The organism is Pseudomonas sp. MIS38, from assembly GCF_019891575.1.
Taxonomy (GTDB): domain Bacteria; phylum Pseudomonadota; class Gammaproteobacteria; order Pseudomonadales; family Pseudomonadaceae; genus Aquipseudomonas; species Aquipseudomonas putida_A.
This window is the reverse complement of the sequence record NZ_JAFLXF010000026.1, coordinates 17,118-42,674: the sequence shown is the minus strand read 5'-3', so window position 1 is coordinate 42,674 and position 25,557 is coordinate 17,118. Positions and strand designations below refer to the sequence as shown.

Annotated in this window: 30 protein-coding genes and 2 tRNA genes; 13 read left to right on the top strand and 19 right to left on the bottom strand. The window is 58.3% G+C overall.

All coding sequences use genetic code 11. The annotated features are described in order from the left end of the window. The first annotated feature begins 178 nt into the window (after positions 1-178). From J1G18_RS24275 to J1G18_RS24250, 6 genes are all read left to right on the top strand, one after another. Positions 179-847: a DsbA family protein gene (locus J1G18_RS24275; RefSeq protein WP_223008820.1), complete on the top strand. Its 669-nt coding sequence runs from the start codon at positions 179-181 to the stop codon at positions 845-847. A 296-nt stretch (positions 848-1,143) separates the two neighbouring features. Further along, positions 1,144-2,430: an OprD family porin gene (locus J1G18_RS24270; RefSeq protein ID WP_027611233.1), complete on the top strand. Its 1,287-nt coding sequence runs from the start codon at positions 1,144-1,146 to the stop codon at positions 2,428-2,430. A 231-nt stretch (positions 2,431-2,661) separates the two neighbouring features. Next, entirely contained in the window at positions 2,662-3,408 is a 747-nt protein-coding gene (locus tag J1G18_RS24265) for a 2OG-Fe dioxygenase family protein (protein ID WP_003220699.1), read from the top strand. Positions 3,409-3,487: 79 nt separating this feature from the next. Then, entirely contained in the window at positions 3,488-3,865 is a 378-nt protein-coding gene (locus J1G18_RS24260) for a GNAT family N-acetyltransferase (RefSeq protein WP_130887682.1), read from the top strand. After that, positions 3,862-4,578 carry an AzlC family ABC transporter permease gene (locus J1G18_RS24255; RefSeq protein ID WP_223008818.1) on the top strand — a complete coding sequence of 239 codons (717 nt, stop codon included), beginning with the start codon at positions 3,862-3,864 and terminating at the stop codon, positions 4,576-4,578. Before J1G18_RS24260 ends, J1G18_RS24255 begins: the two co-directional genes overlap by 4 nt. Continuing rightward, the gene (locus J1G18_RS24250; protein ID WP_003220702.1) at positions 4,557-4,874 is read left to right on the top strand and encodes an AzlD domain-containing protein; all 318 of its coding nucleotides are present in this window, start codon (positions 4,557-4,559) and stop codon (positions 4,872-4,874) included. The genes J1G18_RS24255 and J1G18_RS24250 overlap by 22 nt, the downstream gene beginning before the upstream one ends. Here J1G18_RS24250 and J1G18_RS24245 read toward each other — a convergent pair. Continuing rightward, on the bottom strand, positions 4,791-5,717 hold the full coding sequence (locus J1G18_RS24245) for a LysR family transcriptional regulator (protein ID WP_007961685.1): 927 nt from the start codon (positions 5,715-5,717) through the stop codon (positions 4,791-4,793). The genes J1G18_RS24250 and J1G18_RS24245 overlap by 84 nt on opposite strands. A gap of 736 nt (positions 5,718-6,453) precedes the next feature. Between J1G18_RS24245 and J1G18_RS24240 the strand changes: the two genes are divergently transcribed. Both J1G18_RS24240 and J1G18_RS24235 read left to right on the top strand, forming a co-directional pair. Next, positions 6,454-6,864, top strand: a complete 411-nt coding sequence (locus J1G18_RS24240; RefSeq protein WP_007961687.1) for an MbcA/ParS/Xre antitoxin family protein — start codon at positions 6,454-6,456, stop codon at positions 6,862-6,864. Beyond that, positions 6,861-7,541 carry an RES family NAD+ phosphorylase gene (locus tag J1G18_RS24235; protein WP_135294757.1) on the top strand — a complete coding sequence of 227 codons (681 nt, stop codon included), beginning with the start codon at positions 6,861-6,863 and terminating at the stop codon, positions 7,539-7,541. Before J1G18_RS24240 ends, J1G18_RS24235 begins: the two co-directional genes overlap by 4 nt. Positions 7,542-7,591: 50 nt before the next feature. Here J1G18_RS24235 and J1G18_RS24230 read toward each other — a convergent pair whose 3' ends face one another. After that, complete coding sequence (locus J1G18_RS24230; protein WP_115985254.1) at positions 7,592-7,867, bottom strand: DUF3077 domain-containing protein; 276 nt, start codon at positions 7,865-7,867, stop codon at positions 7,592-7,594. A 469-nt stretch (positions 7,868-8,336) separates the two neighbouring features. Between J1G18_RS24230 and J1G18_RS24225 the strand changes: the two genes are divergently transcribed. Next, positions 8,337-8,519 (top strand): type II toxin-antitoxin system HicA family toxin, encoded by a 183-nt coding sequence (locus J1G18_RS24225; protein WP_041071532.1) that lies wholly within the window; start codon positions 8,337-8,339, stop codon positions 8,517-8,519. Positions 8,520-8,549: 30 nt separating this feature from the next. Continuing rightward, positions 8,550-8,975, top strand: coding sequence for a type II toxin-antitoxin system HicB family antitoxin (locus J1G18_RS24220; protein ID WP_139053587.1), 426 nt, complete (start codon positions 8,550-8,552; stop codon positions 8,973-8,975). A 296-nt stretch (positions 8,976-9,271) separates the two neighbouring features. On the opposite strand, the gene J1G18_RS24215 is transcribed toward J1G18_RS24220, so the two are convergent. The 7 genes from J1G18_RS24215 to J1G18_RS24185 all read right to left on the bottom strand — a co-directional run bounded on the left by J1G18_RS24215 (position 9,272) and on the right by J1G18_RS24185 (position 14,606). Then, a complete protein-coding gene (locus J1G18_RS24215; protein ID WP_095137947.1) occupies positions 9,272-9,511 on the bottom strand; it encodes a hypothetical protein in 240 nt (79 codons plus the stop codon). Positions 9,512-9,898: 387 nt separating this feature from the next. Then, positions 9,899-9,974 (bottom strand) — tRNA-Thr (locus J1G18_RS24210). Positions 9,975-10,394: 420 nt separating this feature from the next. Further along, positions 10,395-11,630: a methyltransferase gene (locus J1G18_RS24205; protein WP_223008816.1), complete on the bottom strand. Its 1,236-nt coding sequence runs from the start codon at positions 11,628-11,630 to the stop codon at positions 10,395-10,397. Beyond that, complete coding sequence (locus J1G18_RS24200) at positions 11,611-12,300, bottom strand: ABC transporter permease (protein ID WP_007961692.1); 690 nt, start codon at positions 12,298-12,300, stop codon at positions 11,611-11,613. The genes J1G18_RS24205 and J1G18_RS24200 overlap by 20 nt, the downstream gene beginning before the upstream one ends. Next, positions 12,297-12,992 carry an ABC transporter permease gene (locus J1G18_RS24195; RefSeq protein ID WP_007961693.1) on the bottom strand — a complete coding sequence of 232 codons (696 nt, stop codon included), beginning with the start codon at positions 12,990-12,992 and terminating at the stop codon, positions 12,297-12,299. The genes J1G18_RS24200 and J1G18_RS24195 overlap by 4 nt, the downstream gene beginning before the upstream one ends. 77 nt (positions 12,993-13,069) lie before the next feature. After that, positions 13,070-13,819, bottom strand: coding sequence for an ABC transporter substrate-binding protein (locus J1G18_RS24190; protein ID WP_223008813.1), 750 nt, complete (start codon positions 13,817-13,819; stop codon positions 13,070-13,072). 13 nt (positions 13,820-13,832) lie between these two features. Further along, positions 13,833-14,606 (bottom strand): ABC transporter ATP-binding protein, encoded by a 774-nt coding sequence (locus tag J1G18_RS24185; protein WP_041071351.1) that lies wholly within the window; start codon positions 14,604-14,606, stop codon positions 13,833-13,835. A 552-nt stretch (positions 14,607-15,158) separates the two neighbouring features. Between J1G18_RS24185 and gabP the strand changes: the two genes are divergently transcribed. After that, positions 15,159-16,550, top strand: coding sequence for a GABA permease (gene gabP / locus J1G18_RS24180; RefSeq protein WP_027611243.1), 1,392 nt, complete (start codon positions 15,159-15,161; stop codon positions 16,548-16,550). A 70-nt stretch (positions 16,551-16,620) separates the two neighbouring features. Here gabP and J1G18_RS24175 read toward each other — a convergent pair whose 3' ends face one another. The 4 genes from J1G18_RS24175 to J1G18_RS24160 form a co-directional block, all read right to left on the bottom strand. Beyond that, positions 16,621-17,073 (bottom strand): hypothetical protein, encoded by a 453-nt coding sequence (locus J1G18_RS24175; RefSeq protein ID WP_027611244.1) that lies wholly within the window; start codon positions 17,071-17,073, stop codon positions 16,621-16,623. 6 nt (positions 17,074-17,079) lie between these two features. After that, positions 17,080-17,493, bottom strand: coding sequence for a hypothetical protein (locus J1G18_RS24170; protein WP_123585613.1), 414 nt, complete (start codon positions 17,491-17,493; stop codon positions 17,080-17,082). A gap of 28 nt (positions 17,494-17,521) precedes the next feature. Then, on the bottom strand, positions 17,522-18,496 hold the full coding sequence (locus J1G18_RS24165) for an alpha/beta fold hydrolase (protein WP_223008812.1): 975 nt from the start codon (positions 18,494-18,496) through the stop codon (positions 17,522-17,524). A 68-nt stretch (positions 18,497-18,564) separates the two neighbouring features. Further along, a complete protein-coding gene (locus J1G18_RS24160) occupies positions 18,565-19,623 on the bottom strand; it encodes a YhcG family protein (RefSeq protein WP_223008851.1) in 1,059 nt (352 codons plus the stop codon). A gap of 261 nt (positions 19,624-19,884) precedes the next feature. Between J1G18_RS24160 and J1G18_RS24155 the strand changes: the two genes are divergently transcribed. Beyond that, a complete protein-coding gene (locus J1G18_RS24155) occupies positions 19,885-20,334 on the top strand; it encodes a hypothetical protein (RefSeq protein ID WP_098966736.1) in 450 nt (149 codons plus the stop codon). 76 nt (positions 20,335-20,410) lie between these two features. After that, positions 20,411-20,692 carry a YceK/YidQ family lipoprotein gene (locus J1G18_RS24150; RefSeq protein WP_098966737.1) on the top strand — a complete coding sequence of 94 codons (282 nt, stop codon included), beginning with the start codon at positions 20,411-20,413 and terminating at the stop codon, positions 20,690-20,692. Between the two features lie 14 nt (positions 20,693-20,706). Here J1G18_RS24150 and J1G18_RS24145 read toward each other — a convergent pair whose 3' ends face one another. From J1G18_RS24145 to J1G18_RS24120, 6 genes are all read right to left on the bottom strand, one after another. Continuing rightward, positions 20,707-21,057 carry a hypothetical protein gene (locus J1G18_RS24145; protein WP_098966739.1) on the bottom strand — a complete coding sequence of 117 codons (351 nt, stop codon included), beginning with the start codon at positions 21,055-21,057 and terminating at the stop codon, positions 20,707-20,709. Positions 21,058-21,223: 166 nt separating this feature from the next. Then, positions 21,224-21,299, bottom strand: a tRNA-Phe gene (locus J1G18_RS24140). Between the two features lie 103 nt (positions 21,300-21,402). Beyond that, complete coding sequence (locus J1G18_RS24135; protein ID WP_003220737.1) at positions 21,403-21,675, bottom strand: oxidative damage protection protein; 273 nt, start codon at positions 21,673-21,675, stop codon at positions 21,403-21,405. Further along, complete coding sequence (gene mutY, locus J1G18_RS24130) at positions 21,672-22,739, bottom strand: A/G-specific adenine glycosylase (protein ID WP_210556809.1); 1,068 nt, start codon at positions 22,737-22,739, stop codon at positions 21,672-21,674. The genes J1G18_RS24135 and mutY overlap by 4 nt, the downstream gene beginning before the upstream one ends. Then, positions 22,736-24,961: an AsmA family protein gene (locus tag J1G18_RS24125; RefSeq protein WP_223008810.1), complete on the bottom strand. Its 2,226-nt coding sequence runs from the start codon at positions 24,959-24,961 to the stop codon at positions 22,736-22,738. Before J1G18_RS24125 ends, mutY begins: the two co-directional genes overlap by 4 nt. A gap of 78 nt (positions 24,962-25,039) precedes the next feature. Then, positions 25,040-25,444 (bottom strand): acetyl-CoA sensor PanZ family protein, encoded by a 405-nt coding sequence (locus J1G18_RS24120; RefSeq protein ID WP_223008808.1) that lies wholly within the window; start codon positions 25,442-25,444, stop codon positions 25,040-25,042. Positions 25,445-25,557: the final 113 nt, after the last annotated feature.

Here is a 25,557-nt window from a genome sequence, read left to right as displayed (position 1 = left end):
CTGAGAAGTTCCCCTGTCAGATTGTTTCAATTTATGTCGATTTCGATACATCCTGACCGGTCGATCCATTCGACCGATTCTCGAAACAGTCTGAGAGCCATTCCGGCGTTTTTCCCCAACACGCGCAGGAATAGTCTGCCGGCATCGAATATTTCTACTTTGTTGCCGGAGTTCTCCCATGATCCTTCACTACATCTACGACCCATTGTGCGGCTGGTGCTACGGCGCCAAACCGCTGGTGCAAGCGGCGCAGCAAGTACTGCCGGTCGTCGCCCATGCGGGCGGAATGATGAGCGGCGCGAATCGCCAGCAAGTTTCGCCGCAACTGCGCGATTACGTCATGCCCCACGACCGGCGCATTGCCGAATACACCGGACAACCCTTTGGCGAAGCGTATTTCGAAGGTCTGCTGCGTGATCACTCGGCGGTCTTCGATTCGACGCCGCCGATTGCGGCGGTGATGGCGGCAGAGTCCATCGACGGTCGCGGTTTGCAGATGCTCGGACGTTTGCAGACGGCGCATTACGTGGAAGGACGGCGGATTGCCGATGAATCCGTACTTTTCGAACTCGCCCGGGAGTTGGGCTACACCGAGGACACCTTTGCGGCTGCGTTTAAATCCGTTGATACGACAGCGCATGTAAAAGCCAGCCGAGAACTCTTGGCACAACTGGGCGGCCAGGGATTTCCGACATTGGCGCTGGAGCGGGACGGGCAATTCACCTTGATCGACATCAGCCCATGGCTTGGCAAACCGCGGGCCTTCGCCGACTGGTTGGGGCAAGCGGTTGTCACTGTTGAGTCGGGGCAATCCCCCGCGCAATGCGGTCTCGACGGTTGCGCGTAATCGCACTGGATTCACTGGCTGAGCGCATTTCCGAGCAATACGCTATCGCAAAATTTACGATTCTTAGACGATTTTTACCTATTTAAAGACGATTCTTGAAATTGACACATTATTGAGGGCGCGGCTACGATTCGGCCCAACGCCTGTGGCCAACCGCCATGACTCAAAAATAATAAAAGGGCCCGACACGGTTTTGCCGTGGGTGGGTCTTTTTGTTTCGGGGTGAAAAAAGAGTGCAATAGCGCCGTTTCAGCCGTTCGACACAGCGCGTTTCAACCCGTAATAAGGAAAACAAAATGTTGAACAAGCGAATCAGTCTGATCGCACTGGGGATGTTGAGTGCCACTTCGGCAATGGCTGACGGCCAAGCCGAATCCAAGGGTTTTGTAGAAGACAGCAGCCTCAAAGTGCTGCTGCGCAATGCCTACATCAATCGTGATTACAAAGACGGCAACCCGGACAAAGCCGAGTGGGGCCAGGCGGCCATCGGTACGTTCTCTTCCGGCTTCACCCAAGGCACCGTGGGTGTGGGTGTCGATGCTTTCGGTCTTTACGCACTGCGTCTGGATGGCGGCAAGGGCCGCAGCGGCGCCGGTGGTATCGACTTCTTCAAACAGGGTGACAGCGGCAATGCGGCTGACGACCTGTCCAAGGGTGGCGCTGCGGTCAAATTCCGCGTGTCCAACACCGTGCTGACCTACGGCGACCAGATGCCGGCCCTGCCGGTGCTGAACTACGATAACTCGCGTCTGCTGCCGGAAAGCTACACCGGTACCTTGATTACCTCCAAAGAGATCAAAGGCCTGCAACTGGACGCCGGTCGTTTCACCGCCGAATCGCGTAAAAGCGCTGAAGGCCGTGACAGCGGTGGTCTGAAGTCGATCAACGTGTTGGGCGGTAGCTACCAGTTCACCGAACAGTTCAAGGCGGCGTTGTACGCTTCCGACGTTGAAGACGTCATGAAGAAGCAGTACGTGAACGCCAACTACGTGTTCCCGATCGACAAGGATCAGTCCCTGACCCTGGACTTCAACGGCTATCGCACCAAGCTCGACAAGTCCTATGCCGACATCAAGAACACCGGCGGCCAGGACAACAAGATCTGGAGCCTGGCGGCCACATTCGCCACCGGCCCGCACTCGTTCACCGTGGCGCACCAGCGCAGTACCGGTGACAGCAACCTGGGTTATCCGTACGGCGGTTATCAGAACGATGGTCGTCGTCAGGGCGACGGTGGCAACACCATTTACCTGGCCAACTCGTACTGGTCGGACTTCAACGCTGAAGACGAGCGCAGCTGGCAACTGGGCTACGGCCTGGACTTCGGTGCCTTTGGCGTACCTGGCCTGAGCTACAACTTTGCTTACGTGCGTGGCGACAACATCACCACCGACACCAGCAGTGGCGGCACCGAGCGTGAGATCTTCAACCAGGTCAAATACGTCGTGCAAAGCGGTCCGGCGAAAGACCTTAGCGTGAAACTGCGCAGCTCGATTCTGCGCGTGTCGCAGAAATCCGCCGACTACAACAGCAGCGGCAACGAAGTGCGTGTGTTCGTGGACTACCCGATCAACATCTTCTGATGAACGATCCGGTGTAAGAAACATGAGAAAACCCCGACTGGCTCGGGGTTTTTTTTCGACGTCTTTTTCGCAAAAACCGTAAAAAACCCGTGTTTTTGTCACGTAAAAGTTGTTTTGAAGCGTCTTCAAGTACCGTTTCAAGCAAGGCTTTAAATGCCTGAAATTCTTTCTCATGGACGCAAATTCTCCACCTAATAGATTAGGCCGCTCAACGCAGCGGAGAATTTGGTAATGATCGTTTTGAACAGAGAAGTGGGCGAATCGCTACGGCGCGACAAATATGTCAACGTCCAGGGTGGTGACTTCAATCTCTACGGTCATTTTGCCGACTTCGTCAGACTGACCAAAAGTTGGGAAAACATGGAGCCAGACAGTTACTACGGTCAGGCCGAAGCCGGCATGCGTTACCGTCGTTACAGCGACTTTGAGTACAACCCGAAAACACGTGAATTGAAGCAACTCGAGCATCGCGCGTACGTGCAGTCGAAAGAGAACAACGCCTACGTGGGCGGTGTTGTGCGGCACTTTCAGGACTTCTCTGATGAAGTGATCACTTCGCCGGTAATGCGCAGCCTGATCGACACCGATTTTGAAGTGTACAAAAGCGTGTTGCCGGAAGAATTGCACGATGAGATTTGGCAGTGCCAGATTCATCAGATCCGCATCGAGATCAAACCCGGCAAGCAACTGGAAATCACCCCGGAAGGGATTCACTGCGACGGCTATCCGTTCAGTGGTGTGCACTTCTGGGGGCGCAACAACGTCGAGGGCGCGGAAAGCCGTTTGTACGATGTTCACGAGCATCAACTGGCGTCGACCACCTACAAGGAAATCCTCGACACCACGTACTTCCTTGATCGCGACATGCGCCATTACGTGACTCCGGCGCGCAACACCCACACGCATGCCATGGCGTACCGGCAGATTCTGGCGATTTCCTTCTCGCGGCCCGGGACCGCTTTCGACATTGTTCGCTAATCAGATCACCCCAATCGATGGCGTCGAGTGCTCGACGCCGGTGGTGCTGCGACGCGCCACCGCCAAGGACGCGCAGCGCATGGAGCGCTTCTTCCGGCAGTTCGACGAAGTGTCGTTCTGCGAATGGCAGGACGCCAAATGCCTGCGCGGTGTATTGATCCAGAAGACCACCACGGCCTATCTGGCCTTCGACGTAGAAGGCGAAATCGTCGGTGCGGTGCTCGGCGGCATGCTCGGCAGTCGCGGCACCATCAACCACTTGGCGGTCAGCCCGCGCTACCGCAGCCAGGGCGTCGGCCAGCGGCTGGTGGAAGCGGCGTCATCCGACATGAAACGGGTCGGTGTATTACGGATGTTTCTGTTCGTCGACGATGCTAACCTCGCGGGCAAGCGATTCTGGGCTGCCCAGGGTTTTTGCGAACCCCACGGCGAGCGGACATTTGAGAGGGATCTATGAATGAAACGTCCGGCAGTGCGCCGCTGATGGCTGCTCATCAGCCATCGCGCACGTTTGCCGAAGCCAGCCCGGTGGTGGCCGGTTACTTCACGGTGTCGTTCGTGTTCGGGCTGATGGCGGTCAACGCCGGGCTGCCGATGTGGCTGCCGGTGGCGATGTGCTTGTTCGTCTACGCCGGCGCTTCGCAATTCGCCGCACTGGCGCTGATCTCCAGCGGCGCTTCGCTGACCACCATCGTGCTGACCACCTTCCTGATCAATGCACGGCACATGCTGATGTCGGTGTACATGGCCAAGGCCCTGCGCGCACTGGGGCTCAGCCGCATGGAGCGCTGGGCCTACGCCGGTGGCCTGACCGACGAATCCTTTGCGTTCCACAGCGTCAAACTGGGCACCGGCGCGCCGGTCAACATCCGTTACCTGATCGGCTTCAACCTGTTCTGCCACACCTCTTGGGTGCTGGGCGGATTGTTGGGCGCTATCTGCGCGCAATATGCATCGCACCTGATCAAATATCAGCTCGACTACGCACTGACCGCGATGATGCTCTACGTGCTGGTGTCGCTGTGCAACACCCGCAACAAACTCATCGCCGCCGCGGCTGCCGTCGTCTGCATGGGCGCGCTGAGCCTGGTCGGTACTTCGCCGTTCAACGTTTTCATCGCCACGTTCGTGGGCTGCGGAGTGGGTGTATGCCTGACCAAACGTTCCTGATTCTGGTGGTCGCGCTGATGATGGCCGTGACCTTCCTGCCACGCGCGCTGCCGCTGCAAGTCAACACCGAGCACTGGCCGCCGTTCGTTGCGCGGGCGCTGGAATACCTGCCGGTGGCGATCGTCGCTGCGATCAGCCTGACACCCTTGTTGATCAAGGATCAGCACCTACAGCTCGATCGCCCGGAATTTTATGCAGCCATTCCGACGTTGTTATGTGCGTATTTCAGCAAAAACCTCTTTCTCAGTGTGGCGGTTGGGACGGCTGCGTACATTGCGCTCGGCTCGTTCATGTAGCGGCAGATCGACCACGTCATTCAGGGCCTGCCCCGACAGGTTCGGGTTGTTCACCGCCAGACGCACTTCGAGGAAATCCTCGAATCCGGGGAAAATCGTCAGGCCGTTCTTTTGCGCGGCCTCACGAGACACCATGCCCACCGCGTCCATCTGCGTGATCAGCGACAGGGTCAGGGTTTCGCTGCAGGAATAGACCATGCGTTGACCGTTCTCGTGATTGCCCAGTCCGGCGTCGAGAAAACGCAGGAAACTGTGGGAATACGGACAATCTTCCGCAGGACGCACCTGAAACTTGTTGCCCAGCAACGTCAGTGGATCGTTTTCCTGCCCGCAATGGGCACCGACCACCTGCACCTGCACATCCGGCAAAACAATGCTCGGCAAACCCGGCCGCTGCGGGCCGATCAACACCGCAAGATCAAAGTCTTCATTCTTCAGCTTGCTGAGGTTCTCCATCGACTCGGCGTAGCTGAATTCCATCTGGTAATCGGGAAACACCTCGATCAGGCGTCCGATCATTCGCCGGTTGAAGTCAGACGACAACGTGTTGTTCAACGCAACCTTCAATGTGCGCTGGCCCGGCACCTTGAGCGCCTCGACCTTTTCTTCCATCTGTCGCGTGGCAATCAGCACTTTGTCCATGTAGGGCGTCAGCTCCGTGCCTTGCGGCGTCAGCGTCAGCCCTTTGTTGGAACGACGAAACAAGCGGAAACCGAACTGCTCTTCGACCTTGTTCAACTGTGCGGCCAGGGCCTGCACGGTCAGGCACGAATGCTCGGCTGCGGCCGACAACGAGCCGGTCTGCACGATGCGCATGAGGTTGCGTAAGGTTCTGCTATCCATGGGTAATGCCCTCTGAAGTGGGCTGGGTATTGTTGTTTACGAGACTGCCGATCCGGCGTCATATGCCGGCTATATTCCAGCACCTGAGCATAGTTGTCGCGGGTTTAGTAGCGAATTGATGTCCCCGCCGATGGCTGGAAGCTGACACAGGATCGGGATTTTTGATGACGTGGGGGTGATTGGGGTCAAGAAAAGTGCGTGGTTTTGGTGCGCAGGGTGGGTTTTTCGAGGAAAAACGGCTTATGGCTCCTGTAATTTCCCCGGCGACATATGCGGATATTTTTCAGCTATGAGCGCGAGTGCCCTTAGCATCAGGGAGGCTTTCCAATTTCTTCGCCACCGGGTTGTTGCGACTCTGGAGCTGCCATTTACGGGGCGCTGAAGAGCGTCCGCATGTGAATGCACATAGGGAAAGTTCGCCAGCACTCCGACCAGGCAAGCGAAATGCTCAAGTAAAACAGGCAAAAAAACCGACATTGTTGTCGGCTTTTTGCTCCCTTGAACGGGGGAAGAGGTCTCACCCGAGCGCTGATTTTCAGGTCATCAACGGGGTTCCTAACGCCGACTATCGCCACCTGATGGCAGTCGGTTTCGCGCTCTTGAGGCAGATCCTCTGCCACGGGACATTAACGTGTCAACTTGGGATTCTCAGGCGTTTATTCGTATATGAATATTTTCATAGAAAATATTCATTTTTGTACTACGCTCAGTTGCGCGACAGTTAAAAAGGACGACCATGCCTACCTCATCCCCAGCCCTCACCCCGCGTGAACAACTCGACGTCCCCGAAGCCGGGCGCGTCGCGCTGAAGTTTTTCTTCAATCTCATGGAGCGCTGGGGTTGCAACGCCGAACAGCAGCGCACGTTACTTGGTGGCGTCGGCAACACCACGTTCTACAAGTACAAACACCTGCCGCCGAATATTCGCCTGCCGCACGACACGCTGGAGCGCATCTCGTATCTGATGGGCATTCACAAGGCCTTGAGCATCATCTTCAGCAACAGTCGCGAGCGTGCTTATACGTGGGTCAGCAGCCCAAACACGGCTGCGCCATTCAATGGTCGAACGGCGCTGGATTACATGCTCGCGGGGAGGGTGGTCGATATCGCCGACGTGCGCCGCTACCTCGACGGGGTGCGCGGTTGAAGGCCCCGCCCCTGGCTGAGCCGCAATGGCCGAAGGCCTACCGGATCGTCAACAGCAGCTTCCCGCCGATTGCGCTGTTCGAAGACGTACTCGACCCCGAAGACCTGGAAATCGCCTACGCGCTGGAAGCACTGACCAACGATCGCCTGATCGAGCAGGCCGGCGTCCTCGCCCGCGTGCGTCCAGAAGACCGACTCTCCGGCCCCGGTTCAACCCCGGTGATGGCGGCGTTCACCCACATCGGCAAAAGCAGCCGCTTCACCGATGGCACCTTCGGCGTCTACTACGCCGCCAGCAGCCAGGCTGCGGCTATCGCCGAGACTTGTTATCACCAGGAACGTTTCCTCGCGGCCACCAACGAGGCGGATCTTGAGTTGACCATGCGCACTTACGTCAATCGTGTGGTTAAGCCGCTGCATGATGTTCGTGATGACTTTCCCGATTTGCATCAACCCGATCCAGACGCCTATGGCCCATCCCAGGCGTTTGCCCGACAACTGCGTGAGTCTGAATCGTGGGGGATGCTCTACAGCAGCGTTCGCCTGCCGGGCCACGAATGTGTCGCCGCTTTCCGGCCGCCAGCGGTGTCGATTCCGAAGCAGGGCAAACATCTGCGTTATGTGTGGAGTGCGAGTCAACGCAGGATTTCGTTTGTGTTTGAGATCAGTCAGGTTTGAAACACAAGAAGCCCTCGCGGTATGCGAGGGCTTTCTTTTGGCGGTTTACGTCAATGGCTTGCTGTTGGCGCATCCAGAACTTTCACCACATCGTCAATCAGCGCCTTGCTCAACTCCTGCAGATACTGCGAGGCGTAAGCGTGAAGGTCAGGATCGCGAGAAACTGTGGAATCTGCAGTCAGTAACTTGGAAATGTGAAGCAAGTGTGAGGCGTGCGAGAGGGCGGCCATCACTGGAACACCACGATTGGTGCGGAACAGCGCTTGATTGGCCTGGAAGGAAAAGTGCGTAAGGCCTGGTGTTTTCAAATCGAGGTAGTCGGTCATTTCGCTTCACCTGCCGTACGTAAGGCGTGGTGTGAGGTGACCGGTGTGGCAGCGCGGCGGATTACGGATGGATCGATGGCATTCATTTGTGAACTCCCTGTATCAAATGAGAGCCGCCATTTTCGTTCTCAGGCGAAAGGGTGGCAGCTATGCGCAGGCTGAGAAACCGGAGATACAGGAACCCGGCAGACCCGAAGGTCTCCCACGCACAGCCGCCATTACACGTGAGTGCGGACACAAAAAAGCGCCGGCAATCGTGATTTTGGGCGCTGGTGCGCCTGTATCTTACGCGGGTTCTCAGGCCCGGTCGCTGAATTGGCAGCGACGGGTTTGACGGTAGCTTGCGGAGGACGGGTGCGCAATCGTGGCCAGGTGGTGGCCGTTGCCATCTCTGTGTAGTGCAACACTTATGTTGCGCTCGCAGCAAATATGTTGCACATTCGCTTCACCGAAACGGCGAGTGATGCACATGAAGTACAGCGAGTTTCGGCGATGGTTGAAAGCCCAAGGCGTTGAGTTTCAAACCGGCAAGGGAAGTCACTTCAAGGTTTCCTTGAATGGCAAATCAACTGTGTTTCCCGACCATGGAGCCAAGGAAATGGGCGAAGGGTTGAGAAAATCGATAATCAAGCAGCTGGGCCTCAAGGATTGAGACCCGGCTGTACCCATCTGAGGAAGTGTGATGTTCGAATATGCGTTGGAAGTTCACGAAGAGCCGGGCAGTGTCTGGCTGACCTGCGCAGAAATTCCTGAGATGCACGCCGTTGGCGACACCCTTGAGCAAGCGTTGGACACCGCCATTGATGCAATCGAGACGGCGCTCTCGATATACGTTGATGATCGCCGGTTGATTCCGACCGGGCAGGCAGGAGAACAGGCAAGTGGCGTCGTATTGCGTCTGCCTGCGCTGACTGCAGCAAAGGTTGCTCTGTGGAATACGCTTTTGGAGTCAGGTTTAAGCAAGGCCGAGTTGGCACGTCGTCTCGGCGTACAACGGCCCCAGGTCGATCGCTTGGTAGATTTTCTGCATCACTCCAAAATCGAGAATGTTGAGCGTGCGTTGCAGCAACTTGGAAGGCGGATTTCGCTTTCGGTTCAAGCTGCATAAGTTCAGCAAGCGAGCGTTGGAGAAAATAGCTGAAGGCGAAGAAAAGGCATGGCAAATGAGCTAGAGCGATTTCAGACGGACTTGATGGAGTCTGTACGACAGATGAAGGCTGGAAAGGCCTCGCGCGTAACGCTGCTGCCGCTCTCGGCGGCCACTGAAGAGCAAAGGAAGGCCGGGGTTTCTCAAAGCGTTTTCGCCAACCTAAGCTCCGTAGTGACACGAGCAAAATAAGGTGGGGAAAAATAGAGTCAGACCACAGTCTCAGCTCAAAAAGTGGTCTGTCCCTTATTTCCTACTTATTTCCCTGCTTTGGTCTGTTCAGGGAGGAAGTTGGCTCGTGCCTCGTCTTGACTGCGCAACCAGCGTTCGGCGTCCTCAAAGGTGTTCATGCAGGTTCTGCCATAAGCCGACAAGGCCAGTATGCTGCGTTGGGTGAGTTGAATATCAGATGTGCACAGATCGATGAATAACGAGAGCGCGTTTCCGGCCTCCTCAAATGCTTCGCGGATTTCCAAGGCTTTTTTGCATGTAGACATCAGTTGACTCCCTGTTCCATGTTGTCGGCGGCGAGTTTATGCGCAAAGCTCTGCGTCAAAATCAACTTCGCGTATCAACTTGTGACGGACCTTCAGCGCTCGCTTATTTGAATTTTGTCGGTGGGGGAGTTCGATATCTCAACTGCTGGCGAGGTGCTGAATGGCGTGTCTGCAGATTGTTGGCTTTGTTCCATGGGGAGGCCTTTTGCGCTGATGAAGTCAGGCGGTCTTGTGTGGGTTGCCGCGATCTACAGCAAAGATCTTTTAGATAGGGTGAGCGCTCATAACCTCATGGTCAAAGTCATGAACACTCAGCTGTTGCGCTTTTCATATTCAAACGCCAGAAACGACAAAGCCCCTGCATTTCTGCAGGGGCTTCGTTTTGTATGGTGCCGGCACCAGGAGTCGAACCCGGGACCTACTGATTACAAGTCAGTTGCTCTACCAACTGAGCTATACCGGCGTGTGGGCGACGATTATAGCGATTGGGTTGGTTCTGTAAACCCCTGAATTCAGACTATTTTTACGCAGGCGCTGGATCAGGCTTTGCGTGAGCGGTGTCGCCGAGTTTTTAGCCGCAAAACCGAGGTGCTACGCGATCAAGCCAGAATGAGCGTGAGGGCAGGATTTCTGCACCGTTCAAGCACCCATTTCACCCGTTTATGTCGTTTTGATTGGAAGCTTATGCACAACGGATCGACGCAACTGCAGTATTGCAGGGGATTTTGTGGACACGTTCTCATTTTGTGCGCAAATCCCTGTTTTACAGGTTTTTTATCAATATGAACAAAAAATGACCAATGCTGTTTAAGCGGTCTAACGGCCGTGAATATTGGATCCACGGGAAAACCATCAACAGAGTTATCCACAGGCTGTAAAGATTTTAAGCGCGTTCGGCCAGCAGCAGGAAATTACGCGGTGTCAGTGGGGTGTCGCAAAAGGTGCCGAGGCGTACGACATACCCCTGTTCACCGAGGAAAATCGCTCGATCAAGGTTCAGCCAAAGCTCCAGCGGTCGTCGGAACAGTCCGCGCAGTAGTTCCAGGTTGCGAACTTCGGCCAACCGCTGCCAACCGGCGGCTTCCAGTGCCTGCCAGTCTGGCGTGCCGATTGTGGATAACTCTTTCAGCGCTGCCAGGTCGCGGCAGTAATCGGCGAAGGGTTTGTCCAGCCAGACGCTGGGCAGGGACGGGGTGGGCAGGTATTCGTCGACGCCGCGCAGTTGCCGTTGCAGCAGGTCGAAGGCCAGGCGCCGGGCCATCGAGGTGTCGCGCTGACGTCGGACGCGTGCGCCGGCGGTGACGGTTTCGCTCATTGGCAGTGCCAGATCTTCGAGCGAGAGCTGTAGGGCGGATCGCATGCCGGCGCAGGACAATGCCTGATACTCGCTGCGATCAATCCGGTTGTAACAGCACGGGGCGATGGCCATCTGCTGACATCCGTCAGCGCTTGCCAGTTGCATCAAGCGCACATGCAGATCGCCGCAGGCATGCAGGGCGACCGGGGTGTGCTGAGCACTTATAACGCTCGCTGCGTCTGCCGCCAGTACATCCTGCTCGACATGCAGGGCGTGCAAATGATGCCGCTGACTTAATGCCTGACCACTGGCGACCAACGCCGGATCGTATTCGACACAAGTCAGTTGTTGCCCCGTACCCAACAGGCGTCGGCCCAGATGTCCCTTGCCGGAACACCAGTCCAGCCAGTGCGTCGGCTGCGAGGCAAAAGACAAGCGACTGGCGAACGCCTCGATCTGCTGCCACTTGCGCCCCGGCACATCGACATTCAATCGATGGCCTGCCGCTTCCAGCGCATGTCCCGGCAACTCTCCGACTGCGCTCAGCGCAGCCGACAACGCCGCCAATGAAGCGAACGGCTCCGGCGCATCGATGAGATCGGCAGGGTGGTTATGCACAAGCTCTGCATCTTCCAGCGATCGTCCGCGTAGCCACGAAGCCAATTCGGGGTAGGCGGTTTCCCATGGAAGCGATAGATGGGTGAACGGACGAGGTTTCCACAGCGCCTGATGCTCAATCAGAAAAGCATCCAGCGCAGTGAAACGGGCGAGTAGGTCCTCGCCCGTCAGCACGTGGGAAGTTTCAACGCCCTTGGCAGGCATCGACGCGCAGCCAGCGCTCCAGCAGCTTGAAGCCGCGCACCAGCACGTAGGACATCAGCAGATAGAACACGCCAGCGGCGAAGAAGATTTCCACCGGCAGGTAGGTGCGGGCAATGATCGTGCGGGCCATGCCGGTCAGTTCCAGCAGGGTCACGGTACTCGCCAGCGCGCTGGCCTTGAGCATCAGGATCACTTCATTGCTGTAGGCCGGCAGGCCGATGCGCGCCGCTCGCGGCAGCATGATGTAGAACATTGCCTTGGGTTTGGACATGCCCAATGCCCGCGCCGCCTCGATTTCGCCGGGCGGAATCGCCTGGATCGCGCCGCGCAGAATTTCGGCGATGTACGCCGCCGTGTGCAGGGTCATGGTCGCGGTAGTACACCAGAACGGATCGCGCAGGTATGGCCACAGTGCGCTGTTGCGCACCGCATCGAACTGCGCCAGGCCGTAATAGACGAGGAACAGTTGCACCAGCAGCGGCGTGCCACGGAAAAAGAAGATGTAGGCGTAGGGCAAAGCGCGCACGTACCACAGCTTCGAGGAGCGGGCGATGCCCAGCGGAATGGCCAGCAACAGGCCGGCAATCACGGCAATCGCCACCAGCTCCAAGGTCAGGGTCGCGCCCTGCGCCAGTTTCGGCAGCCACTTGATGATCACTTCCCAGTTCATGAAGCGCTCCTCGCAAAGCCGCGAGCGGCGCGTTTTTCCAGGAAGTGCATGCCGGTCATCGCCAGCACGGTGAGGCCCAAGTACATGACCGCCGCCACCAGATAGAAGGTGAACGGTTGTTTCGATACGGTCACGCCGATCTGCGCGTGACGCATGATTTCTTCCAGGCCGATCACCGACACCAGCGCGGTGTCTTTCATCAGGATCATGAACAGGTTGCCCAGGCCGGGCAGGGCGATGCGCCACATCTGCGGCATGATCAGCTTGGTGAAGATCCGCCATTTCGACAGTCCCAGCGCCACACCCGCTTCGCGATGGCCTTTGGGAATGGCAAGGATCGCGCCGCGGAACACTTCCGTGGCGTAGGCGCCGAAGCACAGGCCCAGCGCAATCACGCCGGCGGCGAAGGCGCTGAGTTGCAGGTCGGGATTGCCGAAAAACTCACCGAGGCTGCGCATCAGGTTGACCGTACCGAAGTAGATCAACAGCACCCAGAGCAATTCCGGGACGCCACGCACCAGCGTCGAATAAGTGCCGCCAAGCCATTGCAGCGGCTTGTACGGGGAAGTCTTGGCCAAGGCGCCGAGCAGACCGAGCACCAGTCCCAGGCACAGGGCCGTCAGAGCCAGTTTGACGGTCATCAGCGCACCGGCGGCGAGGGCCGGGCCGAATCCGTAGAGGTCGATAATCATGGATTTCTTTTCAAATCGCGGCAGGCAAGGCCGGGAGCCGGCGCCGTCGGATCACGGTGCCGGTCCCGCAGGTCAGATCAATAGATGCTGAACGGGAAGTACTTGTCGTTGATCCTCTTGTAGGTACCGTCAGCGACGATTTCCTTCAGTGCGGCGTTCAGCTTCTCACGCAGCGGATCACCTTTACGCACGGCGATGCCGATCTTGTCGCTTTCCACGACAGCATCGCCCTTGAACTCATAGTTCTTGCCGGCGTCGCTTTTCAGCCAGTCGTAGTTGGCGTACTTGTCGGCCAGGATGGCGTCGACACGACCGGAGGTCAGGTCCAGGTAGGCGTTTTCCTGAGTGTCGTAGAGTTTGACTTCGATATCGCTACCGTAGGTGTCCTCCAACCAGGTACCGGCGAGCGTTGCGCGCTGGGTGCCGATGATCTTGCCTTTGAGCGAATCCTTGTCGGTTTTGAAGTCTTTATCTTTCGGTGCGATGAACTGCAGTTTGTTCGAGTAGTACGGGTCGGTGAAATCCACCGCGCCCTTGCGCTCTTCGGTGATCGACAGCGAGGAGACCAGGAAGTCGAACTTCTTGGCGTTCAGCGCAGGAATGATGCCGTCCCAATCGGAGGTGACCACGCTGCACTCGACTTTCATCTTGGCGCACAGGGCGTCGCCGATGTCTTTGTCGAAGCCGACCACGTTGCCGCTGGCGTCTTTGTTGTTGAACGGCGGGTACGCCGCTTCGATGCCCATCTTCAGGGTCTCGGCCATGGCTCCGGCGCTGAACGCGAGGGTGACGGCGGCGGCCAGGAAGACCTTTTTAAAATTCTGCATGCATGTTGCTCCGTTAGCGGTTGCTGGACATGAATTGTTTGCAGCGCGCCGAAAGCGGGTTTTCGAACACCTGCTGAGGCGATCCTTGCTCTTCCACCAGCCCCTGGTGGAGGAACACCACTTCGCTGGAGACCTGACGGGCAAAGCCCATTTCGTGGGTCACCAACAGCATGGTGCGGCCTTCTTCGGCCAGTGCGCGGATGACACTAAGTACTTCCTGAACCATTTCCGGGTCAAGGGCGGAGGTGGGCTCGTCGAACAGAATCACCTTCGGCTGCATCGCCAGCGTGCGGGCAATCGCCGCGCGTTGTTGTTGACCGCCGGACAGTTGCGACGGGTAGGCGTGGCGCTTGTCGGCGATACCGACCTTGGCCAGCAGCGCTTCGGCGACTTCGATCGCCTCGGCCTTGCTCTGGCCGAGCACGCGGCGCGGGGCCTCGATGATGTTGTCGAGCACACTCATGTGCGGCCACAGATTAAAGTTTTGAAATACAAAACCTATCTCGGAACGCAGGCGGTTGATCTGTTTGCCATCAGCGGCAACCAGTTCGCCATTCTTGGCGGGCTTGAGCTTGAGTTCTTCACCGGCCACCAGAATCTGACCCTGGTGCGGGTTTTCCAACAGGTTGATGCAACGCAGGAACGTGGACTTGCCGGAACCGGAGGAACCGAGGATCGAGATCACATCGCCGTCGCGGGCGGTCAGCGAGATGCCTTTGAGCACCTCAAGCTGTCCGTAGCGTTTGTGCAAGTTGCGGATTTCAAGCGCGGGCGTGGCCTCAGCCATGTGCGTTCCTCATATATGTTGCGCTCCTGCTGTTGGCGGGCCTTCCTGGCGAGGCGGCCAAGCTAGCATAGCGTTTCAATGGCAGCCAACAGCGCTACGGGCGGTAAGCGGATGGCGTGTGGCAGGTTGTCGCATCGGCACAGCAGACTGTCGCCCCATCAACAACCGAACGGGTGTTTGATCGTGCAAACCCGTGGGCGTCGCGTAAAAAAAGGCGCGATGTTGCCAGCTTTGGCGGGGTGTTGGAAGCGCTATCCGGCCGAACGTTCCTGAATCGCCCTTTTATTGTGCATCCCACACTTTTTCAGTGTGTTTCTGGTGCGCTGAATCGTCTGAAAAGTGAGTCGCAGGGTAACGCTCTGGCGAATTGCCATTCATTCCAATGACTTGCGATGACTGTCCGGTCTCGCTGAAAACCGCGGCCCAGAAGAGTTTGAAACATTTTGGCGCATTTATTGCGTGCAGAATCTGGAACGCCCTGTTGGTTTCTTTTTACGAGAAGGAAAACCAGACAGGACGGACGCAATCGCTTTCCTCGCAAAGGTAGTTCCGATGAGCAGTACCCCAAGCTCCAATGGCCTCGAACAGGGGCTCAAACCGCGTCATGTGACCATGTTGTCGATCGCCGGTGTTATCGGCGCAGGTCTGTTCGTTGGCTCCGGCCACGCGATCGCTGCCGCCGGCCCCGCCGTGCTGCTGGCCTACGCCGCCGCCGGTACCCTGGTGGTGCTGGTGATGCGCATGCTCGGTGAGATGGCTGTCGCCTCGCCCGACACCGGCTCGTTCTCGACATACGCCGACCGTGCCATCGGGCACTGGGCCGGTTTCACCATCGGCTGGTTGTACTGGTGGTTCTGGGTGTTGGTGATTCCACTGGAAGCCAACGCCGCCGCGACCATTCTCCATGCCTGGTTCCCGGGGATCGAGATCTGGGCGTTTGCACTGATCATCACCATGCTGCTGACGGTCACCAACCTGTTCAGCGTGAAAAACTACGGTGAATTCGAATTCTGGTTTGCCTTGATCAAAGTCCTGGCGATCATCGGCTTCATCGCGCTGGGTCTTGCGGCCGTTTTCGGCTTCCTGCCGAACAGCCAGGTCAGCGGTGTTTCGCACCTGTTTGATTCCGGCGGCTTCCTGCCAAACGGCATGGGCGCGGTGCTGGGCGCAATCCTGACCACCATGTTCTCGTTCATGGGTACCGAAATCGTGACCATCGCGGCTGCGGAATCGAAGAACCCGGGCAAGCAGATTTCCAAGGCCACCAACTCGGTGATCTGGCGGATCGGCCTGTTCTACCTCGTATCGATCTTCATCGTTGTGGCCCTGGTACCGTGGAACGATCCTACGCTGGCCAACCTCGGTTCCTACCAGACCGTGCTTGAGCGCATGGGCATTCCGAACGCGAAAATGATCGTCGACATCGTGGTGCTGGTCGCGGTAACCAGCTGCCTGAACTCGGCGCTGTACACCTCGTCGCGCATGCTGTTCTCCCTCGGCAAGCGCGGTGATGCACCGGCCATGTCGACTCGGGTCAACAAAAGCGGTACGCCTTACTGGGCCGTCATGCTGTCGACCGGCGCGGCGTTCCTCTGCACCTTCGCCAACTACGTGGCCCCGGCTGCCGTGTTCGAATTCCTGTTGGCCAGCTCCGGCGCCATCGCGCTGCTGGTGTACCTGGTGATCGCGTTCTCGCAACTGCGCATGCGTAAACAACGCATGGCCCGCGGCGAGAAAATCGTCTTCAGCATGTGGCTGTTTCCGGGCCTGACCTACGCGGTGATCATCTTCATCGTCGCGGCCCTGACTATCATGCTGTTCCAGGAAGCCCACCGCGTGGAAATCCTCGCAACCGGCCTGCTGAGCCTCATGGTCGTTGCCGCAGGCCTGCTGGTGGCGCGCCGCCGCAAGCTGGAAAACCGTGGTGCGGTGGTGTTGAACTGATCCGTAACGCGTAATGCAAAACGGCCGCTGTCAGTGATGACGAGCGGCCGTTTTTGTTTGTGCGCGGGGTTTATTCGCCCTTGTCTTCCTGGGTGTCCAGCGACTTGCCGTAAGTATCCAGCGCAATCCCGAAGTCGGTGATGAACTGTGGCTCGGTCAGCCAGGCCTGGGCGGTTTCGATGTCCATGCCGTCGGCCCACATGCGGTAGTCGATCAGCATGTCGGCGGCCAGGTGAGTGGCGGCCATGCCTTCGTTCTCGGCATTTTCCATGTCCAGCAGCTCTGGATGGTCAACGATGATGAACGCCAGTTCGCGCAGCAGGGTCAGCAGCATTTCGTTGCGGCTGACGGCTTCGGCGTCGCGCATTTTGCTGAACATTGCGAGGGTGTATTCCGGGATCGGCTCGTCCAGATGCCCGAGGTTGTCGTCCTGGTCCAGCGGCTTACGGCCGACCATGCGGATGTGCTTGGCTTTGGCCTTGGCGCGCTTGGCGCGTTTCTGTTGCTTGTTCAGGGATGCCATGGGAACTCAGTTCTTCTGTTGGGTTTGTGCGGCGATCGCGTCGGACGCCGCCACATAGTCGGCCTGGAAGGCCGGGGATTCGATCCACGCCAGGGCGCCGGCTTCGTCGGTTTCCTGGGACCACTGGCGATACTCGATCAGCGCGGCGAGGATGAAATCCATCGCGCCTTCTTCGCCTTCCTGCTCGTAGACCAGTTCCAGCAGCGGGTCTTCGAGGAACGCGGTGCACATGGCTTGCTGGCTGATCTTCTCGGCGTCGATCATTTTCTTGAACAGCTCGGTCAGGTCCACCGACTCGAAGTCGATACGGTCATCGTTCGGGTCGAGTTCGACCGGCGCCTCGGCGCGTTTGCTGCGGTTCTGCTTGGCCTTGGTCTTGGCCCGGGCGGCGCGTTTTTGCTGCTTGTTGGCGGAGGCCATGGTGTGTTCCGTCGTGCGTTGAAAGGGCTCAGCTGCGTGGCACTGGCCGCCCGGGTGTGTCGGGGGCCAACTCGCCGGTTTGCAGCCAGGTCAGAGCGATGGGCCATAGTGTGGCTTGGTATGCGCTACGAAAAAAGGCGAAATGTCCGACTTGTTGTTCGCCGATGTCCTGCGGCTCGATGCGCAAGTGGGTTTTGTGCGCATGACTGAAGTAGCCGAGCAGGCGTTCGATGGCCGGGATCGTGCCGTAAGGGTCGTCGCTGATGCTGATCGCCAAGGTCTTTGCGCGGACATTGGCGAAGGGCAGGCGACCGCTTGCTTTCAGCAGTCGGCGGCCGCTCGGACGCTGCTCGTAGCGCGCGGCAGGCGTGCTCCAGTCGCGTACGACGCCTGTTGGCGTGTCCTCCAGCCAGCCGAGGCGTTTGCCCGGGAAATAGCCACAGAGCCGCGTCAGCAGCGGCATCAGCAAATGCCATTTACCAAACATGCGCCAGCGCTGTGCCGGTGCATAGTCGCGCCAGTAAGCGAACTGCGCGCCGACCGTCACCAGTCGACGAATGACCTGCCCGGACTCGCCGAGCCCAGCCGCGCAACCGCCGAAGCTGTGGCCGACCACATCGATTGGCTGGCCGGGAAACTCCCGTTGCGCGCGTTTGACCATCGCCTCGAAATCCAGCGCGCCCCAATCGGTCCATGAAGCCTCAAGGCCTTTCAGGGTTGCCGGACGCGATTCGCCGATGCCTCGGTAGTCGTAGGTGATCACGTCGAAGCCATTGGCGAACAGGTAATCGGCGAAGCGCGAGTAGTGTCGGCAGCGTACCGAGGTGGCGGCGTTGATGATGACTACGGGGCGTTGCGCATCGGGCAGGGCGTGACGCCAGGTGAAGCCGCCCAGGGCAAAGCCATCCTCGGCGGCTTCCGTGAAGGGTTCAACTTGCGCCGCGGTCAAAATTGGCAACCTTGACTGCATATCCTGCATCGCGGGCGTGTCCTGACAGGTCATGGCTTTCCACCTTTGCGGTTAAGTTGCCAACGATAGTCTCGGCGCCGCCCGGCAACAATCCAGAAGGTTTATTCAGTCGATTGAATGAGCAGGCGTTCTTCGATCAAGGCCTGTTCCCGATTGAGTTCTGCGCGTAATTCTTCCTCACTCGGCAGAATCGTCTTGTAACTGCTGGCGAACAGTTGCTCATTGCCCTTGAGCATCGAGTAACGCGCGACCGAATCATTGCTTTCTGCACACAGAATGATCCCGACTGTCGGCTTGTCGCCCTCGTTGCGCTTGAGTTCGTCGTACATGCGTACATACATGTCCATCTGTCCGACATCGCCGGCGCTGAGCTTGCCGCGCTTGAGGTCAATGATCACGAAGCATTTGAGCAGGTAGTTGTAGAACACCAGATCGATGTACAGATCGTCACCATCGGTACTGATGCGTTGTTGCCGAGCGACAAAGGAAAAGCCTTTACCCAGCTCCAGGAGAAACCCCTGCAGATGGTCGATGAGGGCCTGTTCAAGACGGCTCTCCCTGACCTTGCCGGCCGACGGCAGCCCAAGAAACTCGAGTATGACGGGGTCGCGAATGAATTCCCGAGGATGGGGTTTCATGGCTTCAATGTGGGTGGTGGCCTCTTCGATCACATCGGCTTTGTCTCGACTCATCAGCAGTCGCTCGTAGTAAAGCGTATTGATCTGTCGATCAAGGGCGCGACTGGACCAGGTCAGATTGGCAGATTCTTCCATGTACCAATGGCGAGCCTTTTCACTGGTGACGCCCAAAAGCCGCCGATAGTGGGTCCAGCTCAATTCGTGACGCAGTGCGTCACGAATTGGAAATGCCTGATAAAAGAGGCGCATATAGCGCAGGTTGGAAGCATCAAACCCCTTCCCGAACTGCGCCGTCAGATCCTTCGCCAACAAGGCCAGCAACTGCTTGCCATACCCCGCCCGCTGCGCCCCTTGCTGTTCAAACTCGACAATATGCCGGCCGATCTGCCAACAGGTCTGGACTTGAATCGTATCAACCGCACGCAGCACTTTTTGCCGCGCCTGGCGAATCAGTTCGCCCAAATCCCCCAGCAATGAATCGATTTTCGGGTCTTGCGCATCAGTAGGTTTTACCTGGCTCATCGAGTCTTCCGCATCAGTGGAAACAGACGCAAAGCATGCCGGGATTCGCCGCTCGGCGATGTCGGGCGAGCCCTGTATAGGCGGCAGGAAGAAGGGATGGGTATTGCAGGACGTTGCCGGCAAAAGGTGTTTCAGTGAGTGATGGTCTGTAGTCCATTTCGTACACAGGCCAAGTTCCAATCAATCTAAAACGCGTGCTTCCCTGGCTGGATCAAATAAGGAGTCACGGTTGGGCTCTAAAAGAGTCCGGGAGTAGAGATTATGAAGCGCATTCTTTCATTCATGCTGCCAGTCGCTGCGGTCGCTGTATTGGCTTTTCCGGCGATGCTGCAGGCGGCCAGCCTTGAGCCCGTCGACAGCGCAGGCGTACAGGCTCAACAACAGCAGCAAAACGGCATCAACTACTTGTCCGGCGGGATTGGCGTTGATGAGGCAAAAGCCATTCAACAATCCACCGGTTACAACCTGCACATGACGTTCGCGGTGGGGGCGCAAGACCAGTACACCGCTGATGTCGATGTGATGATTCAAAAGTCACCGGGGCAAACCGTACTGACTCTCACCCAAACGGGTCCGCTGGTTTACGTGCAACTACCACCCGGTGAGTACACGGTGGTCGCCACGCGCAATGGCGAAACACGGCGCGATAAGACAGACATTGGCAGCGGCGCTGCCCGCAATCTGGTGTTCCACTGGAATGACGCTGGATAGTGTTGGGTTCAATTGAAAGTCGAGGCGCGGGTACAATCCCGCGCCTTATGTTTCTGTGATGCAAGGAAGTGCTGGTTTGAAAGGGATTGTGCGTATTGGCTCAGCGGTGAGCCTGGTTTTGCTGTTGGCTGGTTGTGGAACGATGATGGGGCGCCTGAACGGTGATTCTGCAGAGCCGTACTACAAAGGTGTCGATGGCAACCTGCACTTGCTTGGCGTGAGAGGGGGAGACGGCATGCCCTCCGCGGTCATCTGCTACATGATGATCGTTTGCCCGGTGATTACCGTGGTATCGCTGCCGGTAGACGCTGCGCTCGACACGGTTTTGTTGCCGGTCGACTACGTCAACACCCTCTGAGGGCCAACCGTCATTTACCCCCGCGTACGCTTGCCCTTCTGCTTGTCAGTGGGTTCTTGCGCCATTCGGTGAATCCATAGTCCGATCCAGCCGACGGCTATCAGGAATACGGTGCCGATGCATTGCGACACGATCTCGAACCAGAACATTCGCGGTTGCAGCGCAAGGGTGTAGGTGTGGCGTGGACCGGAGCGGTTCCATGTGGTGATGGAGCCGCTGATCAAGCTGTGGATGATCAGATAAGTCGACGCGGCGATGAGGAAGGCGATCAATACGCCGACCAGTACCGTCAGCCAGAATGCAATGCGACTCTGGCGATAGGGTGGCGGATGGGGCAGGGGGATGCGGGTTCTTTTCTGGTTCATCGGGCGGATGACCCTCTTCCATAAGGTGCGGCCAAAGTAGCGCGGATCGCCTTTGTTCGAAACCCGTAGCGCATTTGCGCAGCCTAGAAAAAAGACTGGATTGAGCCGCCATCAAATCGCAGGCATAAAAAAACCCTGAATCTTGCGATTCAGGGTTTTCGGTATTTGGTGCCCAGAGACGGAATCGAACCGCCGACACGGGGATTTTCAATCCCCTGCTCTACCGACTGAGCTATCTGGGCAACGGGGCGCATTAAAAGGGTTTTTCGGATTTACGTCAACGACTTTTTTAAAATTTCTTAAATTAATTCCGTCGCTTACGATCCGCCCCCCGATTTGGCGGGTTTACTCCGCAGGCGGAACGTAGCCTTCCGCCTTGGCGTAATCCTCGCCGGAGAAGTACTTGTCCATTTCGCCCTGCAGATATTTGCGGTCTTCGGCGTTCATCATGTTCAGGCGCTTTTCGTTGATCAGCAGGGTCTGGTGTTTCTGCCAGTCAGCCCAGGCTTTGGCCGAGACGTGGTCAAAAATATCCTGACCTTTGGCGCCCGGGAAAGGAGCGCGTTCCAGCGCGGGCAGTTCTTCTTTGTACTTGCGGCACATGATGGTGCGGGTCATGACGACTCTCCTGCGTTCAATACGGCGGCCGCGCGTTCGAGCAAGGTTTTGACCGGGGCGGCAAGGCCCAGGCGCGGCGGGGTGGCGAGGTTATACCAGAGCCAGTCGGCCTCGGCCACGTGATGGCTGGCTTCCTGTACCTGAACCAGCCAGGGTTCGATGGACAGCTGGAAATGGCTGAAGGTGTGAACGAGGCTTGGCAGCGCCTGCTGCTCGCCCATGGTCAGCGAGTGCTGATCGGCCAGATGTTGCAGGTCGTCGAGGTCGTCGAGTTCCGGCAGGCTCCATAAGCCGCCCCACAATCCCGAGGACGGGCGGCGATAAAGCAGAATCGCGCCTTCTTCGTTGGCGAGCATCGGCATCAGCGTGCGTTTCTGCGGGATGGCCTTGCGCGGTTTGGGGATCGGGTAGCGTGTCTCCAGCCCGAGCATGTGCGCCTCGCAGCCCTTTTCCAGCGGACACAGCAGGCAGCTCGGTTTGCTGCGCGTACACAACGTGGCGCCGAGATCCATCATCGCCTGGGTGTAGGCGTTGACCCGATCGTGCGGCGTAAAACGCTCTGCATTGGCCCACAGCTGTTTGGCGACCTTCGGTTCCCCCGGGTAACCCTCCTGCGCGGTAAAACGCGCCAGAACGCGTTTGACGTTGCCATCGAGGATCGGCGCGCGCAGGCCCATGCTGATGCTGGCGATAGCCCCGGCGGTGGACAGGCCGATCCCCGGCAGATCCGTCAGCTTTTCGACGTCCCGCGGAAATTCGCCGCCGTACTGGCTGACGACGATCTTCGCGGTTTTTTGCAGATTGCGCGCGCGGGTGTAGTAACCGAGCCCGGTCCACAGGTGCAGCACTTCGTCCTCCGGCGCTTCGGCCAGCGCTTGCACCGTTGGCAGCGCGGCCATGAAGCGGTCGAAGTAATTGAGCACGGTGCTGACCTGGGTCTGCTGCAACATGATCTCCGACACCCACACCCGATACGGATTGATGTCTTGCTGCCAAGGCAAATCGTGGCGGCCGTGGCGGTCGAACCATTCCAGCACCGCCGTGGAAAACTGCTCCGCTGTCATCGCTTGAACAGCCCCTTCAATGCGTTTTTCAATTCCGGGCTGACCTTGTCGCCAAGTTTTTCATCGATCTTCTCGCTGAGTTTGTCACCGGCCATTTTGGTCGCGACCTGGCCGAGGCGTTCGTTGTCCACACGGCAGGCCTTGGCGCCCAGTTCCAATGGGCCGCGGCAGCGCAGCGGCCACTCGATGCCGACGAATTTCTCGCCGACCTGACAGGCCGGATCCGGCATGGCGCTGGTGTCGCCTTCGACGATGATGCCGACGCGGTAATCCATGCCCAGCACCCGCAGGTCGATGTCGCCATCGCCGTTGACGGTCATGCCGGGGATGCGCACTTTCAGGTCCGGGTTGCTGGCGATACCGTTGCGGAAGGTCAGGTTGCCCTTGAGTTCCTGGAACGGCGTGTCCTTGCCCCGTGGCTCGCCGCTGAGGGTTTTGCGGTTGAGGGTGGCGATGCCTTTGCACAGTTGCTGTTCAAGGTTGGCGTTGAGCAGCACACCGTTGTTGATCACGAAACTGGCGTTGCCGTTGAGGGTTTCGATCAGCGCCTGCTGGCTGTTGCCGCTGCCGGTGAGGCTGCTGGTCAGTGTGACCAGGCCTTTGACCGGCGGATTCTTGCCTTGGCTTTCGAGGATTTTCTCGGCCGGTACGCGGTTGATCCTGGTTTGCAGGTTCAGCACCGGCGCACTCGGGCGTACGTCGAGGGTGCCCTTGGCTTCGAAATCGCCGTTGTACAGGCCGCCGCGCAGGTTTTCCAGAGTCAGCAGGCCGCCCTGGCCAGTGGCTTTGAGCGCGGCGTTCTGGATCGGCAGTTTGTCGAGGGTCAGCTGGCCGAAGGTCAGGTCGGCATCGACGTCGAGTTTGGCCAGACGCTCGACCGGCAGCAGACGCTCGGTGCTCCAGGCGCTTTTGCTTGGTTTGTCCGGCAACGGTGTGCTGCCGGCGCCGGCCATGGCATCGGCTTCGGTGCTGGCGACTTCGGCCTGACGCACTTGCGTGGCGTTTTTGGCTTTTTCCGATTTCGGCGGCAGGTAGCGGTCGACGTCGAACGTGTCAGCCTTGAGGATCGCGCGCAGCGACTGCTTGGCGAAATCTTCCACGGCAATGCGCCCGCTGAAGCTGCTGTCGTCGAGTTTCAGGTTGATGTTGTCGAAGGCCACGCTGGTTGGCGTGGCGGCCACGCGGCTGACCAGTTCGACCTTGCTCAGGCTGCCGGGCGCCATGGCTGGCAACGTCTGGCCGATGCTGTCGACAAATTTCGCCAGATCGAACTGGGCGATCGAGATTCCGCCAGTGATCTGCGGGGTCTTGTCGAGGTCGTTGGCTTTCAGCTCACCGAGGGCACGCAACTGGTTGGCGGAGATCTTGATACCGGTCCATTCGGCGACGTTCGCCGCCTTGTCCAGGGAAATCTGGCCTTGGGCGGAGAAGGTCATGGCCTTGCCCTGTAGTGGGTCGCCGGTCAGTTCGCCGGACAGTTTCATGTCTTCGAACTTGTAACGTTGCAGGGCGCGTTCGATGCGCAGCTCGCCGTTGAGCTCGGTGCGCACCCGCAGCACAGGCTGATTGGTGCTGAGGAACGCCGTGGCTTTCAGCGGAATGTTGGTCGAGTCGTGTACTGCACCGGTGCTCAGCTGGATGCTTTCGGCGCTGTACTGCTTGCCGGTCTGCTCGTCGGTGTATTCAACACGGGCGTTGTTGACGGTCAGGCTGTCGATGTCGAGGCGGATCGGCTGCGGCGGTTTTTCCGGCTGGACGGGGGCCTCTGCAACAGGCGGGCTGGCAGGCGTCGGGCTGCCGGCAGGCGTGGCGGGAGGTGGCAGCTTGCCGATGTCTTCCCAGTTGCCGTGGCCGTTTTTGTCGCGTTTCAGGCGCAGGTTCAGGCCTTCGACGCGCACATCGCTCATCTGCACTTCGCGGCGCAACAGCGGCAGCACGCGCACGGACAGGCCGAGCATCTGCAGGTCGGCATACGGTTCGGTCGGGTTGATCAGGGTGGCGATGCTGGCCTCATGCAGTTCCAGGCCGAGCCACGGGAACAGGCTCCAGCCGATATCGCCATTGAGCGTCAGCTCGATGTGGGCCTTGTCGCGGGCTATCTGGCGGATCTCGTCTTTGTAGTCGTTGGGATCAAACAGGTGGGTCAGGGCGAAGCCCGCCGCCACAATGATCAGCAACAGCCCGAGAAGTACCAGACCCAGGATTTTGCCGAACGCTTTCATGGGCGAGTCCTTGTAGTTAGTCGAATTCGTAAATTAGCCGGGGAGTATAGCGCTGCATCCGCCCGGTTCGGGGCGCTGTCATGTCGCGATGACGTCCAGCGGCAATTGCAATTTGGCGGCCAGCGCCTGGATTTCAAGGTGCCCGGCCGGTGCCAGCAGGCGCAGTTGGGCACCCGCTTGCGACGCCATTTTCTGCGCTTGGTTCACCAATCGCTCGGCTACCCCACGGCGCCGGGTGACTTTTCGTACACACAAATGTGACAAGTACCAAATCCTGTCGTGCCTTGTCAGGCGCGCCGCACCGAGCAGTCGGTCGTTGAAACGTCCTGTAATCAAAGACCCGTCCGCCAGGCTGCTTTCGATCAACTGGGCGTCACCGGAATACGGCGCGAACAGCCACTGCGGAGCGTCACGATAGATCTTCTGCAAATCCTGTTGATCCTGATAACTGGCATCGTTCAGCGCTTGGACAACGATCGGCATGGCTTTTTCCTGAGGGGGCGAGATCAGATGACACGAAAAAGGTGATATCAGTTTGGTTTTTCTGTCACGTGCAAATGGTAACCTTCGCCGGTTCGTCCGTCCTTCTGCGACTT